The 16,993-nt window shown below is 66.9% G+C and carries 13 protein-coding genes and 3 pseudogenes; 10 read left to right on the top strand and 6 right to left on the bottom strand.

Annotated elements, in window-relative coordinates:
- Positions 1-18 precede the first annotated feature (18 nt).
- The 6 genes and pseudogenes from AAD027_RS08920 to AAD027_RS08945 all read left to right on the top strand — a co-directional run.
- Positions 19-681 (top strand): hydrolase, encoded by a 663-nt coding sequence (locus AAD027_RS08920; protein WP_341725669.1) that lies wholly within the window; start codon positions 19-21, stop codon positions 679-681.
- Positions 682-1,003: 322 nt separating this feature from the next.
- Positions 1,004-1,780, top strand: a complete 777-nt coding sequence (locus AAD027_RS08925; protein ID WP_341725670.1) for a nuclear transport factor 2 family protein — start codon at positions 1,004-1,006, stop codon at positions 1,778-1,780.
- Positions 1,777-2,541: a pirin family protein gene (locus AAD027_RS08930; RefSeq protein ID WP_341725671.1), complete on the top strand. Its 765-nt coding sequence runs from the start codon at positions 1,777-1,779 to the stop codon at positions 2,539-2,541. Before AAD027_RS08925 ends, AAD027_RS08930 begins: the two co-directional genes overlap by 4 nt.
- Complete coding sequence (locus tag AAD027_RS08935) at positions 2,538-3,149, top strand: hypothetical protein (RefSeq protein WP_341725672.1); 612 nt, start codon at positions 2,538-2,540, stop codon at positions 3,147-3,149. Before AAD027_RS08930 ends, AAD027_RS08935 begins: the two co-directional genes overlap by 4 nt.
- Before the next feature lie 156 nt (positions 3,150-3,305).
- Positions 3,306-4,856, top strand: a complete 1,551-nt coding sequence (locus AAD027_RS08940) for a S10 family peptidase (protein ID WP_341725673.1) — start codon at positions 3,306-3,308, stop codon at positions 4,854-4,856.
- Between the two features lie 336 nt (positions 4,857-5,192).
- A pseudogene (locus tag AAD027_RS08945) lies at positions 5,193-5,319 on the top strand (IS1595 family transposase); the annotation flags it as partial.
- A 524-nt stretch (positions 5,320-5,843) separates the two neighbouring features.
- Here AAD027_RS08945 and AAD027_RS08950 read toward each other — a convergent pair.
- The 3 genes from AAD027_RS08950 to AAD027_RS08960 all read right to left on the bottom strand — a co-directional run bounded on the left by AAD027_RS08950 (position 5,844) and on the right by AAD027_RS08960 (position 9,032).
- Positions 5,844-6,728 (bottom strand): SDR family NAD(P)-dependent oxidoreductase, encoded by an 885-nt coding sequence (locus AAD027_RS08950; RefSeq protein WP_341725674.1) that lies wholly within the window; start codon positions 6,726-6,728, stop codon positions 5,844-5,846.
- An 81-nt stretch (positions 6,729-6,809) separates the two neighbouring features.
- A complete protein-coding gene (locus tag AAD027_RS08955; RefSeq protein WP_341725675.1) occupies positions 6,810-7,937 on the bottom strand; it encodes a Gfo/Idh/MocA family protein in 1,128 nt (375 codons plus the stop codon).
- 78 nt (positions 7,938-8,015) lie between these two features.
- Positions 8,016-9,032, bottom strand: coding sequence for an aldo/keto reductase (locus AAD027_RS08960; protein WP_341725676.1), 1,017 nt, complete (start codon positions 9,030-9,032; stop codon positions 8,016-8,018).
- A gap of 175 nt (positions 9,033-9,207) precedes the next feature.
- Here AAD027_RS08960 and AAD027_RS08965 point away from each other — a divergent pair, with 175 nt between their 5' ends.
- Complete coding sequence (locus AAD027_RS08965) at positions 9,208-10,122, top strand: LysR family transcriptional regulator (protein ID WP_341725677.1); 915 nt, start codon at positions 9,208-9,210, stop codon at positions 10,120-10,122.
- Here AAD027_RS08965 and AAD027_RS08970 read toward each other — a convergent pair.
- A complete protein-coding gene (locus AAD027_RS08970) occupies positions 10,117-10,455 on the bottom strand; it encodes a winged helix-turn-helix transcriptional regulator (RefSeq protein WP_341725678.1) in 339 nt (112 codons plus the stop codon). The genes AAD027_RS08965 and AAD027_RS08970 overlap by 6 nt on opposite strands.
- Positions 10,456-10,603: 148 nt before the next feature.
- Between AAD027_RS08970 and AAD027_RS08975 the strand changes: the two genes are divergently transcribed.
- The gene (locus tag AAD027_RS08975; protein WP_341725871.1) at positions 10,604-10,882 is read left to right on the top strand and encodes a DMT family transporter; all 279 of its coding nucleotides are present in this window, start codon (positions 10,604-10,606) and stop codon (positions 10,880-10,882) included.
- Positions 10,883-10,896: 14 nt separating this feature from the next.
- Complete coding sequence (locus AAD027_RS08980) at positions 10,897-11,526, top strand: FMN-dependent NADH-azoreductase (RefSeq protein ID WP_341725679.1); 630 nt, start codon at positions 10,897-10,899, stop codon at positions 11,524-11,526.
- Positions 11,527-11,638: 112 nt separating this feature from the next.
- Here AAD027_RS08980 and AAD027_RS08985 read toward each other — a convergent pair.
- Both AAD027_RS08985 and AAD027_RS08990 read right to left on the bottom strand, forming a co-directional pair.
- A pseudogene (locus AAD027_RS08985) lies at positions 11,639-15,277 on the bottom strand (DEAD/DEAH box helicase); the annotation flags it as partial.
- A 111-nt stretch (positions 15,278-15,388) separates the two neighbouring features.
- Positions 15,389-16,069, bottom strand: a pseudogene (locus AAD027_RS08990) (DEAD/DEAH box helicase); the annotation flags it as partial.
- 266 nt (positions 16,070-16,335) lie between these two features.
- On the opposite strand from AAD027_RS08990, the gene AAD027_RS08995 reads away from it, so the two are divergent.
- Positions 16,336-16,974: a hypothetical protein gene (locus AAD027_RS08995; RefSeq protein ID WP_341725680.1), complete on the top strand. Its 639-nt coding sequence runs from the start codon at positions 16,336-16,338 to the stop codon at positions 16,972-16,974.
- The last annotated feature ends 19 nt before the right edge of the window (positions 16,975-16,993 follow it).

The following is a 16,993-nucleotide window of genomic DNA, read 5'->3' on the forward strand; positions in this document are numbered from 1 at the left end:
CCATCCAAGGAGTTTCCCGTGTCCGCCAAGCCAGCCAAAAACGGCCTCGATGCCCTGCTTCGTCCCGAGGACAGCGTTCTCGTGCTGATCGACCACCAGCCTTACCAGCTCGCCAACCTCAACAGCCACGAGCCGCAGATGGTGATCAACAACACGGTGGGCCTGGCAAAGGCAGCCAAGGCATTCGACGTTCCTACCATTCTGACGACCGTGGTCGCCGAGCGTGGCGGCTATATTTTCCCCCAGATCACCGATGTGTTCCCCGGTCAGGAGGTGATCGACCGTACGCTCATCAATACCTGGGAAGATCCGAAGGTGGTAGACGTGGTCAAGGCGACCGGCCGCAAACGGCTGATCATCGCCGGACTGTGGACCGAGGTGTGCGTTGCGATGCCGACGATCCAGGCGCTCGGCGAGGGCTGGGATGTGACGGTGATTACCGATGCGTGCGGCGGCGTTTCGGTCGAGGCCCACCAGGTCGCCATCCAGCGCATGATCGCGGCTGGCGCCAACGTGATGACCTGGGCGGCGCTCGCGGCCGAATGGCAACGCGACTGGGCGCGGGCGGAACAGGCCGCCAAGCTGACGGAGGTGATCAAGCAGCACGCCGGTGGTAGCGGTATCGCCTATCTATGGGAGCAGCAACTGCTCAACACGCCGGTGCCGAAGAGCGCAGGCTGATCCGCGAGGGGATGGCGGCGTTCCTGAAGGACGGGGCGCGAAAATCGGACCGTCGTTCAGGCATCGTCGCCCCCGTCTTTCAGCAGTTCCGTACAAGACCGGGATGCAGGCTTCTGGTCGACTCTCGACCGGGAGCCGTGCTGCTTTCGTCGCGCGCGGATTGGACGCAGGAGCATCCTTGGGCAGGCCAGCGGGCTGTTTTCTTGCGTCCGATTCCGGTGCGCTCGAAACATGCGCCATGGCGCAGCCCCTGCAGCCGGTATCCGCGACCACGGGCGGAAGCGCCTGGCTATTCACCACCTACGCAGGATGAGCCATAAAGATGTCGATGGACGGTTTCCCCGTTGGCCTGGAACTGGATGTCTCCTATCCGGATTTCCAGGTCAGTCTGACGCTGTTGTCAGTCACGCAATTGCAGTTCGAGATCAAGGAGGGGCCGTTTGCCCGGACCGAGATCGTCGATATTCGAGTCGTCCCCCTCGGCAACAGCCTCTTCGCCGTCAGCTGGCAGGAGCAGGACGGTGCGACGGTCACCAATGTCCAGGACTACGACCGCGGTGTGGTCCACTCGTTCGCGACCCTGCCCGGTGGCCGGTTTCTGCGGATGACCGGAACATTTGCGATCACCAAGCCCGCGGATGTCGTCTCCGACGATCGTCCCCAGCGCAACAAGGCGCTGGTGCTCGAGGCGATGACCTCGTTGTTCCAGCGCCATGATGCGTCGGTGGTCGAACGCCTCTACGCTGCGGATTACATCCAGCACAATCCCGGGATCCCCCAGGGACGCGACGCGTTGCAGGCGCTGGTCGCCGCGATGTCGCAGGACGTTTACTACGAGCCCGGCCTGATGGTCGCCGAAGGTGATCTCGTCGCCATCCATGGCCGTATCCGCGGCTGGTCGGACGTCCCCCAGGTAGTGGTCGATCTGTTCCGGATCGAGGACGGCAAGCTGGCCGAGCATTGGGACGTGTTGCAGAACGAAGTGCCGGGCACGACGGCCCTCGGTGGGATCTCGATGTTCGACCCCGGGGAAAGCGCGCACCATCGCGCAGATCCGGCCATCGCTGGCGGCTTGCGCCAGCCAGGGAGGATCGCATGATCGAAAGGGTCATCGAACAGCGCCGTCGCGACCTGGGTGGCGGAATGGAGGTCGGTCGCGTGCTGCCCTTCGCGAAGCGCCGCATGGTCGGCCCCTACATCTTCTTCGACCACATCGGGCCGCTCGATCTCCCACCCGGCGTGGACCGCAGTGTCGACGTGCGCCCGCATCCGCATATCGGGCTGTCGACCGTCAGCTATCTGTTCGCCGGCGAAATCATGCATCGCGACAGCCTGGGGTACGCGCAGGCGGTCCGTCCGTGGGAGGTCAACTGGATGACCGCCGGCCGCGGCATCACGCAGAGTGAAGGGCTCGAGCACGCACGGGCGCACGGCGATCATGTGCACGGCATCCAGGCCTGGTCGCGCTGCCGACCGAACATGAAGAGCTGGCCCCCAGCTTTTCACACCAGGCCGGCGGCGACCTGCCGCAGTGGAACGCAATCGATTGGGCAGCGCATCCGGGCCGAACATCTCCCGCTCCCCACCGCAGAAAACCCACACCCCGCCCCCTTCCTCACGGCCGAAACCTGCCCTGCCTGCCCCGCTGACGGGCGGCATCGGGCTTGTGCGGGACTACTGCATCAACCCACCCCAACCGACACCCACAGGACACCAAACATGCCAACCGGGTTGCTGCCCACCCCCAGAAAGCACCTGCTGCTTGCAGGCAGTCTGGCATTGGCGTGGATCGTTGCGCTCGGCAACCATGTGGGCATGGATGCGACGGGGGTACCGACATTCACCGGAGATCCAAGATGAGCGAAACCACCACCGCCCCCGAGCCTGCGCCGAAGAAGCGCACGGAGTGGAATGCGGTCGCCGCCGTGATCGCGGCGCTGATCGGCCTGCTCGCGCTGGGCGTGTCGGGTTACACGGCTATGTTGCAGCGCGAGCAGGTGCGCGCCGAGGTCTGGCCGTACCTGCAGCCTGCGATCACGATCGCACAGGACAGCATGGCGATCAGCCTCGAAAACAAGGGCGTCGGACCGGCATTGGTGGGCGGCCTGCGTGTCCATGTCGACGGACAACCGCAGCGCAACTGGCCGGACGTATTCGATGCGCTGGGCCTGTCCGACCTCAGGGATACGCGAGCATCCACCATCAACGGCATCGTCATTGCCCGGGGGGAGACGATCCAGCAGATCGGATTCGACGATGCGGCGGATTTCCAGCGCGTGCTCGGTCAGTACCCGCGCATGGCGCTGGTGCTGTGCTACTGCTCCACGCTCGGCGATTGCTGGCTCCTGGACCAGCGCGAGCGCCTGCCAGAGCATCGCCGCACGCAGATCGATGCATGTCCGGCATCGGGCCCGGACGAGTTCATCGACAACGAACGGGTACCGCCGGGGATGGCGGGAGACGGATGAAGCCCACGGCCCGACGGCGCGTGCGGCCGCCGCTTCCTCCATGCCAAGGCATCGTCGCACCACGAGCTGCCACGACCCGCGGCCCGCGTGCCCCGATATGGTTTGCGCCTGTGCTTCGCACCCATGCGCCAGCACCCTCGGATTGAAACTGGCTAGATGCCCATGATCCGCGATGAAACCGGAGTGATGCCCATGATCCATGTTGCCGTGGCGGCTGGTCTGGTGGCTCTGGCTCTCACTGCCTGCCAGGAAACCGTCGAGGGCGCCGCTTTGACAGCAAGCAAGGCCGCCGAAGAGTTCGCGCCTCGCCGCTTCGTGAGCGACGGCGAAGGCGAGTTCGGTGGGGAGAGCGTGCGTTACCGCCTCATCGCCGAGGACACGATAACGAACGGCGCGGATGGCCGCCCCGGCGCGGCGATCTTTTCGTTCACCTATCTCCGTATCGATGAGCCGGCTTCGGCGGAGCGCCCAGTGGTGTTCGTGTTCAATGGAGGGCCTGGCTCCTCCTCGATCTGGATGCATATGGGCCTGTTCGGTCCGAGGCGGATCAGCCTGCCTGATCCGCTCAACCCGCCGACCACGCCACTTTTCGAGCTTGAGGATAATCCTCATTCCCCCCTTGATCTCGTCGATCTGGTCATGATCGATCCACCTGGGACCGGTTTCAGCCGCGTACTCGAAACCGGGCGGAGCGAGGACTTTCTCGGGACCGCCGCCGACGCGGCGGCGACCGCCGCTTTCATCGAGAACTGGCTGGACGTTCACGGCCGCTGGAACTCGCCCAAATATCTTGTGGGAGCGAGCTACGGCGCGACCCGCGCAGCGCTGGCCGCGCGCTCACTGATGGGCGGGCCCACCGATCCTGCGGGACGGCTAAGCGGGGTCGGGGCCGATGGCGCTGTGCTGATCGGCCAGGCCATATTGAGTCCGGACGGAGCTAATGAGCGCCAAGCCGCGTCTCTGAGCGCTTTGGCCGCGACCGCCCATTATCATGGGCGCGCGGGACAGGGCCAGTCTCTGAACGATTTCGCCGACGAGGCCGCGGAATTCGCCCGAACCCGTTATTTGCCGGCGCTGTTCGCCGGTGACCGGTTACCCCAGGAAGAGCGGCGGGAGATCGCGCGGATTCTGGCGGACTTTACAGGGCTTGGGGCGAGCTGGATCGAGAACAACGGCCTGCGCATTTCGTCAACGGATTTCCGTCAAGGGCTGCTGGCTGAAGAGGGGCTGGAGATCGGTGCCTACGACGCGCGCTATGTTCTGCCCGCACGGGGGCGGCCTGCATCATCCGACCCGGTGGGCGATGATCCGGCCATGGCGCGCTACAGCCCCGCTTTCGCGGCGGGCCTCCGGCTGTTGTTCGCCGAGGCGAGCATCGAAGTAGACGCGCCTTACGAGACCATCGCCTTCCGAAAGGTGAACGCGGCTTGGGATCACGCCATGCCGCCGGGAGCAGTGCCCGCCCCTGAGGCGCTGGCCGCCATCATGCGCGTCAATCCCGATTTCCGCCTGCTGATCGCGACTGGCCATTACGATCTGGTCACGACGCCGGGGGACGCGGACTATTTTGCTGCGCATGCGGACTTGCCTGCCGACCGGGTCGCCCTCGCCCGCTATCCGGCCGGCCACATGCCTTTTCTGGGCGAGGACAGCGCCGAGGCGCTTACCGCCGATATCCGCGCCCTCATTGCGGGGAGACGCAAATGATTCGCGCGGAGTCTTTATTCAAGGTAATTCCCAAGCAAACCGGACCAAATCTGAAAGGATTTGGTCATGAAGCAATGTCCTGCTTGCGGTGGTAGCCGACACTACGGCCTGTCGGATGGACGACTCAAGTGTCGCGCCTGCGGCAAGCGGTTCACCTGGACATCGATATGGGACTCGGTGCGCTTACCAGGCACCAGCAAGCACCGCCTGCTGGAGCTGTTCGTGCTCGGTGTGCCGTCCTACCGGCAGCGTTTCCGGAGTGATACCACGGCCGCCACACGTGAACGGTTCTACCGGCTGGTGCGCGCGTGCTGCGCGATGGTGGAGCAACTGCGGGAGCCGTTCGAGGGCGCGCTGGAACTGGACGAAACCACGTTTGGGGGCGCCAGGAAGGGCAAACGTGGTTGGGGTGCTGCCGGCAAGGTGATCGTCTTTGGACTGATCAAGCGCAACGGTCAGGTCAAGGCCATGCCGATCGCGGCGCATGACCGGGCCTCGGTCATGCAGCAGATCGATGCGCACAGCCGTGAAGGTTCGCTGTTCCCCTACCCGTTCCATGTCAGCTTCCTGGCATACCTGACGTTCGTCGAACCGGTCGTGGGCGTCACCATGATGACGATGCCGGTCTGGCACCAACTGCCGACGTCCAGAGCGGCTCGGCTTTTGGTGCTCGCCCTGCTGGCCGCGCTTCTGAAAGGGGTCGTCGGGATGACATTCCTGTACAGCTTTTTCATGGCGCAACCGCCGCCGCTCGGCATGCTCAGCTGGAGCCAGTTCCTGTTCGAGTTTCTCGCGCTCGGACTGCTGGCCGGACTCGCATGGGAGACATTCGGCAGTCAGCCAGTGTCGACCAATCGTCCGTCGTCAGCGACCTGACAGGCTTCCCCGGCGCACTGAAGGTCACCACCCGCGCGTCGAACATTGCTTGATCCGTGAATACCGTTAGTCACCGGGATGGCCGGTATTGGCCATCCCGCGAACCGCTCATCACGCGTTGAAACCGGCATCCACCGTGATCACGGAGCCGGTCATGAAGCTCGCCGCCGGGCTCGCCAGGAACGTCACCGCCGCGGCGATGTCGGCAGGCGTGCCGTAGCGGCCCAGTGCCGTGAACTGCCGGTTGACGTCGGCCCATGCGCCGTCCGCCGGGTTCTGGTCGGTATCGATCGGTCCGGGCTGCACGAGATTGACGGTGATGCCCTGCGGACCGAGGTCGCGTGCCAGCCCGCGCGTCAGCGCCAGCATCGCCGACTTCGTCATCGAGTAGACCGTCAGCCCGGGAAAGGGCACGCGCTCGGCCACGCAGGAACCGATGGTGATGATGCGACTCCCCTGTCCGAGATGCGGCAGGGCTGCCTGCGAGGCGAGCACGGCGGCACGCGTGTTCACGTGCAACAGCGCGTCGATGTCGGCGAGGCTCATCTCCGCGAACGTGCCGTCCCGGGAAATGCCGACGTTGTTGACGAGAATGTCCAGTCCGCCAAGCGCGCCGACCGTCTCTTCCACCGATCGTTTCACGGCGGTGGGATCGGCGCTGTCGGCACGGATGGCGACGGCACGCCGGCCCTTCGCCTCGATCATGCGCACCACTTCGGCGGCACGCTCCGGCGAGTTGAGGTAGGTGATCGCGACATCGGCGCCTCTGTCCGCGAGCGCGAGTGCGATCCCTGCGCCGATTCCGCGCGAGGCGCCCGTCACCAGGGCACGTTTGCCGAGCAGATCGGACGGATATGCGGCGCCTTCCCGTTGCCCGGCGGCGCCCGCGGATGTCGCGGCGCCGGCAAGGCCGGATGCGGCGATCGCGGCGACACCCGCTGCGGCCGTCATCATGACCTTGCGTCTGGCGATACTGGTGGGTGCTGTCTGGTGCATGTGGCTCTCCTCGTCGGTCGCCGGATCGGCGGTTGTGGGCTTACGGGGTCGACGGCGCGCGGGGCGCCCGTTCCATCTCGCTCACGCCGCGATCTTCGGACGCATGTCCTCCAGGATCCGCTGGCGCTGCCCGGTCTCCGCGGCACGCTCGACCGCCGCGATCAGGCGGCTGTTGTGCGCGGCATGGACGAACCCGGGGGTGTGGTAGGTGCCCGCCGCGATATCGCGCGCGAGGCTCGCGTAGACCTCGCCGACATTGATCGACGCGCCGGTCCAGAAGTTCGCGGCGGTCGGGCCGACGCCCCCCGTTGCGACGGGCGCGTCCGGTGCCTCGAACGGCACGCTGGCCGAAAGCGTCAGGTCGCCGACCTGCACGCCCGCCAGGTGATGCCCGGTCAGCGTGAGCGTGCCCTTCGTCCCGCGTACCGACATGACGAAGCGCGGGGCGTCCTCGATGCCGGCCAGGACCTGGACGGACACGGATGCACCCAGGGTCGTCTCGGCGATCAGATCAAGATGGTCGGAGACTTCCCGGAGCGAGGTCTCGCCGGTATCGACCACCGCGACCGTCGGCCAGATGAGCTTGGTCCGCGCATCGACCTCGGTGATCGTCCCGAGCACGGCCTCGACGACGTCGAGCACATGCGCCGACGTGATGGTCAGGAAGCTCGCGCCGGAGGCCGCTTTGTTGAAGTAGTCGTAGCCGCTGAGGGTGGTCGGGCCGTAGCCGAACGTGGTGGCCTGGACGTTCGCCGACAGCAACGTACCGAGTTTGCCCGACGCGACGATCTCGGCTGCGCGCCGCACGGAAGGATTGTGCCGTCCCTGCAGGCCGATCGCGGTGTGCAGCGATCCGGTGGCGGCAGCCATTTCTTCGGTTTCCGCCTGGGTCGCGCCGAGCGGGGATTCGCTGTACACGGCCTTGCCGGCGTCCAACGCGGCCAGGACCAGGTCCCGGTGCGCCGGCACTTTCACCGCGACGGTGACCAGGTCGATGCTGTCGTCGTGGATGAGGTCGTACGGATTCGCATACCAGCGCTCGGCGCCGAACGCCTCGGCGGCGGCCTTCGCGCTCTCTTCCCGACGGGTGGCGACCGCGGCGAGGGTCAGCCCGGGGTTCGCCTGGATGGCGGGGATGTGGGATGCGCCGGCCCAGCTGGCCTGGGTGTCGGCGCCGATGATGCCTACGCGCAGAGGAGTGGTCGACATGGGTTTTTCCTTGGATGATGTGGGGGAATGCAATGCGGCGAGCGCGGAGCGCGTCGCGAGGGATGCGGGACACGGCGGTCAGGCCTGTCGCTCGCCGAGGTGGCCGAGCAGCCAGCCGGGATACTCGATCGGCAATGCGCTGACCTGGTCCAGCTCGGACAGATCGGTGGCGTCCAGCGCGATCCGGGTGGCCTGCACGTTCGCCGACAGTTGTTCCACGCGTTTCGCACCGAGGATGACGCTGGTGACCACCGGCTGGTGCAGGAGCCAGGCGATGGCGATCTGGGCGGGCGTGGCGTCATGTCTGCTTGCGACGCTGCGCAGTACCGGGATCAGCCGTTCGCCCCGCGTGCGGTCGATCGGCGGGAAGTCCAGCGTCTGCAACCTGCCGTCGCGTCCGCTGCCGTCGTCGGCGTACTTGCCGGTCAGGTAGCCGCCGGCCAGCGGACTCCAGACCATCAGGCCCACCTGCTCGGATGCCAGCATCGGCACGATGTCCCGCTCCAGATCGCGGCCCACCAGCGTGTAGTACGCCTGCAGCGACACGATCGGCGCCAGGTTGCGGGCCTTGCCGATGCTGATCGCCTTCATCACCTGCCAGGCGGCCCAGTTCGACAGCCCGACATAACGGACATCGCCGGCGCGCACCAGCGCGTCCAGCGCTTCCAGCGTCTCTTCGATCGGCGTGGCGGGATCGAAGGCGTGGATCTGGTAGAGGTCGATATGGTCCAGGCCGAGCCGCACCAGGCTTGCGCGGCACTGGTCCAGGACATGGCGGCGCGAGCCTCCGCGCATGTTCGGCCCCTCGCCCATTGGCGAGGCGACCTTGGTGGCGATCACCACCTCGTCCCTCGCCACGCCAAGATTGCGCAGGGCCTGGCCGAGCATGATCTCGCTGCGACCGTCGGCGTAGACGTTGGCGGTATCGAAGAAGTTGATGCCGGCGTCGAGCGCCGCGCCGACCAAGGCATCGGCCTCGGCCTGGCCGAGCTTGCCGACCTGTCCCCAGAGGCCGTCGCTGCCGCCGAAGGTCATCGCACCGAAGCAGAGTTCGGAGACGAACAGTCCGCTGTTGCCCAGCGTGTGCATGCGCATGTGGGTGCTCCGTGGAAAGATGTGGCGGGCTCGGATCGCGGCGGATGTCCGGAGCCCGATGGCGAGCCGCCTGTCTGTCCCATCACTCGATGGGAGACGACGTTACGCCGCAGATTGATTTATAAAAAGTACCAAACAGGTACATAATTGATAAGCGTGGGTTTACAATAAAGGCATGAATCCCTCGTTGCTCCCCTCGCTCGCGTGGTTCGCCCACGTCGCCCGGCACCGCAGCTTTTCGCGGGCGGCGGAGGCCATGGGCGTGTCGCGGGCGGCGTTGTCGCAGAACCTCAAGGCCCTGGAGCTGGAATTGGGGGTGCGGTTGCTCCACCGCACCACCCGGCACATGTCCCTGACCGAAGCGGGCCAGCAGTTGTTCGATACCCTGCAGCCCCGCCTGGGCGAGATCGAATCCGCGGTCCGGAATCTTGGCGATGCGCTCGGGGTGCCCTCCGGCGTGATCCGGATCAACACCTCACGCCTGGCGTCCAAGGCCCTGATCGAACCGCACCTGGCCGAGTTCCATGCGCGTCATCCGAAGGTCATGCTCGAACTGGTGATGGCCGATGGCCTGTCGAACATCATCGCCGACGGGTGCGACGCCGGCATCCGCCTGGGGCAGAGCCTTGCCGAGCATGTCGTCGCCGTGCCGATCAGCCCGCCCCTGTCGATGGCGGTCGTGGGTTCGCCGGCCTACTTCGAACGGCATGGCATCCCGAAGACGCCGATGGATCTGGCGGAGCACGACTGCATCAACTACCGGTTCCCGGGCAGCGGGGCCCTGCACGATTGGGATTTCAACGCGCCCGGCAAGAACGGACGGCACTTCACCCAGGCGGTGACCGGCCCTCTCACCACCAACGACGATGGCTGCATGACCCGGGCGACCCTGCAGGGACTCGGGCTGATGCAGATCGTCGACATCGCCGTCCGGCAGCCGTTGGCCGACGGTCGCCTGGTGCGCGTCCTGCGCGACTGGACGCACCATCACGCCGCCTTTTACCTGTACGTGCCCTCGCGGGAGCAGATGCCAGCCAAGATGCGTGCGTTGATCGACTTCTTGGTCGAGAAGCGAGACGCCGCTTCATAGCGGTTTCGTGCGCACACTCGCTTCAGACTCTTGCCGCCGATCAAAGTCCTGCTGTGCCGTGAGCAGTTTCGGGAAGTTCTTTTCCGCCCAGTCGTCGATGGGAACCAGCACCAGGTTCAATGATCGCCCTATCGGGGTGAGCCGGTATTCGACGTGCGGGGGGACGGTCCGGTAGTCGATTCTCTCCACCAAACCATAGCGCTCCAGTTCCCGCAGCGTCTGGGTGAGCATCTTCTGGGAAACCCCGTCGATCAACCGCAGGAACTCGTTGTTGCGGACAGGCCGCTCCGCCAGGAGCGGGATGATCAACAGCGCCCACTTGGTGGAAATCATCTCCAGGACTCCCCGGGAAGGACAGGACGCACTGTAGACATTCCCCCTAGGCTTCCTTGTTTTCGGCTTGGTATTCATAGGAACCAAAAGGTGCGTACTTGTCGTATGGAGAGCATATCTTCAGTATCCGCCCCAGTCCGTCGTCGAGATCGTCATGGCGGCCGCACTCAAGGCTGCCGACGGCTGGTCGAAACCGGTCCCCAGCATCATCGGCGTCACAGCGGCATTGGCGTCCATTTTTCTGCTTGCCCACGCAATCAAGCAACTCCCCATGGGTACAGCCTATGCCGTCTGGACGGCCATCGGTGCTGTCGGCGTCGCGATCTACGGGATCGCCGTCAACGGCGATTCCCCCTCCCCGGCTCGGTTGCTCTGCATCGCGCTGGTTGTCGCGGGTGTCGTGGGCCTGCGCTTGATCGAATCCTGAACTGGAGAACATGCATGGCAAACCTGCTGCACATCAGCGCATCCCCTTCCGGTCCGACTTCCCACTCGGGAACCGCAGCCCGTGAACTGGTCGACGCTTACCGGCACCTCGAATCCTCAAAGAGTGTAGAGACGATCGATGTCTGGGACCTCGATCTACCTGAGTTCGACGCCACCATGATCTCCGCGAAGTTCGCGGTCCTGCGTTCCCAGGCAGCCACCGACGCACAGCGCGACCAGTGGGCAAAGGCGGTTCGCCTTTCGGAACAGTTCAATCGGGCCGACAGTTACGTCTTCAGTCTGCCGATGTGGAACTACGGAGTCCCATATCGTCTCAAGCATTATATCGATGTCGTGACCTTGCCCGGGCAGAACTGGTCATGGTCGAGGGCAGAAGGCTATCGGCCACTGCTCAAGGACAAGCGAGCCGTTCTGGTTTATTCCAGCGCCGGCGATTTCTCCGCGGAAGCGGTCAAGGTCTACGAGAATTACCAGAAGCCCTTCATGCGCCAGTGGTTGCGCTTCATCGGCGTCGAGATCGTCGATGAGATCGCGGTTGCGCCCACCCTGACCGATGCGGAGCATCTGGCACAGGTAAAAACGGCCAGTGGCCAGCACGCCCGCGCTGCGGCAGCGCTTCTGTAGTGCGCGCCATCGAATCGGGCCGGCCCGACTTCGCGCTTAGCCGGTGTGGCCGGAAATGGCTAACGCTGCCGGCCCGATCAAGGCCAACGCGGCCCGGTTTTCATGTCGTCCACTCGGAGGCGGGTTCCAGACCGCGTATCGCCCTCGCCGCTTCGTGCTGCTCTTCCGCCGACAGCGCTTCCAGGAAAGAGACTTCGTTCGCCGCCAGCACCGCCATCGGCAGGCCATCGCGATACAGGACGCGGTTGCCGGCAACGCGCGGCACCTTGTCGCCCGGCAGCAAGGCGCCGAGCAGATTGGCCGGGTCGGTCGCGGCCACGCTCATCCATCGTCCATCCGGATGGATGCGCCGTACGCGCCGCAGAGCCACGACGGCTTCCGGCAGCGCGAACTGTTCGCCGGGGATGCCGGTGACGAAGCGGCCGCCGCGGATCTCGCCGCGCGCTTCCAGGCGCTGGTAGACGCGCACCAGTTCGCGCCACGGCGGCAGCCAGGCGGCTTCTCGCTCCAGCAGGCGCCAGCACACCACGCCATAGCGGCGCAGCAGCACGCGCGCCACGTGCTCGAGGGCTTCCGCCTGCGCATCGGCCGAGGCGGTCCGCCCGGGCGCGCGCACCAGCGCCCAGCGCCCCGCGTCCTGGATGCCGAACAGCGCCTTGCGGCGGCGATGGCGCGATCCCGCGCCTTCGCGCCTGGACGCCGGCACCAGCAGTGCGCGCAGCCCGCCGAAGCTGTCGCAGTGCGCGCGGCCGCGCACCACCAGTTCCGCCAGCGCATCTTCCAGCTCGGTGCGAAGCAGGTGCGCGCCGTCGGCGATCTCGTCGAAGAACGAGGCGCCGTGTTCGCCCAGGTAATCCGCCACGCGCTGCGCGCGCGTGCCCAGGTCGGAGGCATCGGCCGGCGCGGGCGCCAGCCGCGTCCACAGCGGCGCATCGCGGCGTGGCAGCAGCAGGATCGGCGTCGAGCGCAGCGAGATATTGCCGCGCCCTCCGCCTTCGGTGGCGTTGGGCCGCAACCGCGTCCACAGCGTGCGCCCGGCCGTGCACAGTTCGTCCAGCCAGTTGATCGAATAGCCGCGCACGCGCGCCGGCAGCAGGTCCGCCTCCCAGCTGGCCGCGGGCGCCTCGAAGCCCTCCAGTTGCGCCAGCACGCTGGCCAGCGCTTCCGGACCGCTGACGCGCTCGGCATCGGCCAGGCGCTGCCAGTCGAACAGGAAGCGCTGGAAGTCGCGCGGCGGGACCGGTTCGATCTCGCGGCGCAACTGCTTCAGCGTGTAGCGATGGATGCGCGCCAGCAGGTGCCGTTCGCACCACTCCATCCCGGTGGCGTCCGGGCTGAAACGTCCCTGCATCACGAAGCCTTCGCTCTGCAGCGCGAGCAAGGCAAGTTCGATTTCCTGCACCGGCACGCTCAGCGAGGTGGAGAGCGCCGAGGCCGGCGTCGGGCCCAGCGCGGTCAGCCGTGAGCGCAACAGCTCGCGCAGCGCGGTCTCTCGCGACCACTCCATGGCCGCGTATTCTTCCGGCACTTCCAGTTCCGGGACGCAGGCCGCATCGGGGAACAGCGCCTGCACGGTGGGCAGTTGCTCGGCCGCCACCCACAGTGAGCGGCTGTCGCCCACCGGCGCGGCCACGCGCGTGGCTCGCCCTGCCCCGGCCAACGCCTGCAGCCACGAGGCCCAACCGGGATTCGCCTGCGCTTCCTCGTCGGCGATCACGCCGATGCCGGTCAGCGCTTCGTGCATCTCGTCGACGCTGCGCGGTTGCGGCCAGGCTTCGTCGCGCACCGCTTCGATGGCTGCTGCATCCAGCTTACCCAGTTCGTCGGCCGATTCGGCCTCGCGGTACAGGCGGCTCTGCACGGCCTGCGTGCGCCGTTCCTCCAGCGGTGCGTCGTCGAGGAAGGCGTATGGCCGCGCATTGATCACCTCGGCCGACAGCGGCGAAGGCAGCGGCAGGTCGCGCGCCACCACCTCGATCTCGCCCGCCTCGATCCCGCGCAGCACCCGCAGCCAGCCGTCCGCGTCCATGGCTTCGTGCAGGCAGTCGTCCAGCGTCTGCGCGACCAGCGGATGGTCGGGGATCTCGCGCTCGCCGACGATGTTCTCCAGGCACGCCACCTGGTCGGGGAACACCGTCGCCAGCAGGTCCTCGGACTTCATGCGCTGCAACTGCGGCGGCACCTTGCGTCCGCCGACGAAGCGCGGCAGCGCGAGCGCGGTGGTCGCGTTCCAGCGCCAGCGGACGCCGAACAAGGGAGCGTCCAGCAGCGCCTGCACCAGCACTTCCAGCGCCGAGGACGAATGCAGGTAGCGGGATACTTCCAGCAGCGGGAAGCTGTGGCTGGTGGACAGCGACAGGATGATCGCGTCCTCGGTGGCGGCGGCCTGCAGTTCGAAGTTGAACTGGCGGCAGAAGCGCTTGCGCAGCGCCAGTCCCCAGGCACGGTTGAGCCGGCTTCCATAGGGCGAATGGACGACCAGCTGGGTGCCGCCGGATTCGTCGAAGAAACGTTCCAGCACGATGCGCGACTGCGTGGGCAGCTCGCCCAGCGCGGCGATCGCCTTGCCCAGGTAGTCGACGATCTGCCGCGACGATTCCTCGTCCAGGCCCACTTCGTCGATGAGCCAGCGCATGCCGGCCTCCGCCGCGCCCTCGCCCATCGCCGTGGCCACGTCCTCGCGCAGCCGCGACACGCCATGGGAAAGCTCGTCGCTGCGCCCGGGCGCTTCGCCCAGCCAGAACGGGATGTTGGGCGGCGTGCCCTTGGCGTCCTCCACCCGCACGCGGCCCGGTTCGACGCGCAGGATGCGGTAGCTGGCATTGCCCAGCTGGAACACGTCGCCGGAAAGGCTTTCCACGGCGAAGTCCTCGTTGACCGTGCCGATGGTGTGCGCCTCAGGTTCCAGGATCACCGCGTAGTCCCCGGTGTCGGGAATGGTGCCGCCGGACATCAGTGCCGTCATGCGTGCGCCCTTGCGCTCGCGCAGCCGGCGATGCACCGCGTCGCGGTGCACGTAACCGGCGCGTGGGCCGCGCCGGGTGGTGAAGCCCTCGGCCAGCATCCTCACCACCGCCGCGTAGTCCTCGCGCGAAAGCGCGGCATAGGGCGATGCGCGGCGCACCAGCGCGTACAGTGCATCCTCTTCCCATTCGCGGCTGGCCGTCTCCGCCACCAGTTGCTGGGCCAGCACGTCCAGCGGGGCGACCGGAATGCGGAGCGCATCCAGTTCGCCACGCCTCACGCAGTCCAGCAGCGCCGCGCACTCGACCAGCTCGTCCCGCGATTGCGGAAACAGGCGCGCCTTCGGCACGCCGCCGACCGCGTGGCCGGAACGCCCGGCGCGCTGCAGGAAGGTCGCGATGGAACGCGGCGTGCCGAGCTGGCAGACCAGGTCCACGTCGCCGATGTCCAGGCCCAGCTCCAGCGATGCGGTGGCCACCAGCACCTGGAGTTCGCCGCGCTTGAGCCGTTGCTCGGCGTCCAGGCGCGCCTCGCGGGCCAGGCTGCCATGGTGCGCGGCCACCGCCTCCTTGCCCAACCGCTCGCCCAGATGGCGCGCGGCACGCTCGGCCATGCGCCGCGTGTTGACGAACACCAGCGTGGTCGAATGCGCGCGCACCAGCCCGGCGACGCGGTCGTAGACCTGCTCCCACTGGTCGTTGGACATCACCGCGCCCAATGGCGAGGGCGGCAGTTCCAGCACCAGGTCGCGCTGCTTGCCGTAGCCGATATCGATGATTTCGCAATCGACGCCGCATTGATCAGTCGCCGCAACGCTGTCGAAGCGGCTCCCGCAAGGCACCGACTCCCCCTCTCCCGCTTGCGGGAGAGGGATGGGGTGAGGGACATCATGCCCGGCCGGGACCACAGGCGCCTCGCTCACCCCGACCAGGAAGCGCGCCACCGCCTCGATCGGCTTCTGGGTGGCCGACAGGCCCACCCGCACCGGCGGCGTGGCGCACAACGCCCGCAGGCGCTCGAGCGAGAGCGCGAGGTGGCTGCCGCGCTTGTTGGCCGCCACGGCGTGGATCTCATCGACGATGACCGTACCCACCGTGGACAACATGGCGCGGCCGGAGGCGGAGCCCAGCAGCACGTACAGCGACTCGGGCGTGGTGACGATCACGTGCGGCGGCTTGCGGAACGCCTTCTGCCGCTCCCCGGCGGGCGTGTCGCCGGTGCGCACCGCGGTGCGTATCTCCACGTCGGGGAACCCCATCTCCGCGAGCGCGTCGCGGATGCCCGCCAGCGGCGCTTCCAGGTTCAGGTGGATGTCGTTCGACAGCGCCTTCAGCGGGGAAACGTAGACGACGGCCGTCTCGTCCGGCAGGCCGCCTTCCGCCAGGCCCCGCCGCACCAGGCCGTCGAGCGCGGCGAGGAAGGCGGTCAGCGTCTTGCCGGAGCCGGTGGGCGCCGAGACCAGCGTGTGGCGGCCGGCACGGATCGACGGCCACGCGGCGCTCTGCGCCGGCGTGGGACCGGCGGGAAAGGCGCGCCCGAACCAGCGGGCGACGGCGGGATGGAACAGGTCTTGCGGCATGGGGCAACGATACCGGCAGTCATGCCAAGGGGATGTGGCCAAAGATGGGGGCGCATCGTTCCCGATTCCATGCATCGCGGATGAACGCGCCCCACCCCGAAGCGGCATCCAGCATGGATCCGGTACCGGCCGCGGCCGGGCGTGTCCGCATTCGCCGGGGGCCTGCGTTGTGTCAAGCATGGGGGATCCGGGCAGACGCGCTGGCGCGCGCCGATGGCTCATCGCTTGTCGGCATTCGCGTGCAGTGAGCAGGGAGCAAGCCGCCCATGCCATATCTCACCCTACAGGCCCCCGGCCTTCCGAGCCGCTTCGACTACGAAGGCACCGTCCTGAGGCGCAGCCAGATCAAAGCCGGCCGCGGCGAGGTCGCCACGCCAGTCGCATGGCCACAGTTCGTCTGCATCGACGATCCCGACGCCGTGGATGATCACGCATGGCGCACACCGCCCGCGAAGGACAGGGCCTACCGCTTCGACGGACTGCGGGTGAAGTCACCGCGCTCGAAGCTACTGACCCAGGCCGCCGATGGCGCACGACTGATCTGCCGCAACGTATCGCTGAGGAAGGGGGACGTATTGCGCTTCCACTGGCATTTCTTCAGTTGGGGAGACGATGCCAGGTGGAACGACTTCGCCGGGTTCGAGATGGTGCCCGACGATCCCGACGATTACGGCCAGCCGCTCGAGGTGCTCTGCGACCTGGCCGAACTGAACAACAAGGGACGCAAGTCCAGCGGCTGGAACGAGCACGGCTGGGAAATGCTCTACCCGTTCAAGGGCTCGCTGATCTGGATCGCGGCCAACGGCCAGGCGGTCACCAATCCCAACCGGTTCCGGCTTTCGTCCGCCGCCTACACCAATCCACCGGCACTCTTGCTGGACGACATCCGCATCACCGCTCAGTAGCCCAGCGCAAGGAGGCGGC

The sequence above is a fragment of the Pseudoxanthomonas putridarboris genome (genome assembly GCF_038321125.1).
Classification (GTDB): domain Bacteria; phylum Pseudomonadota; class Gammaproteobacteria; order Xanthomonadales; family Xanthomonadaceae; genus Pseudoxanthomonas_A; species Pseudoxanthomonas_A putridarboris.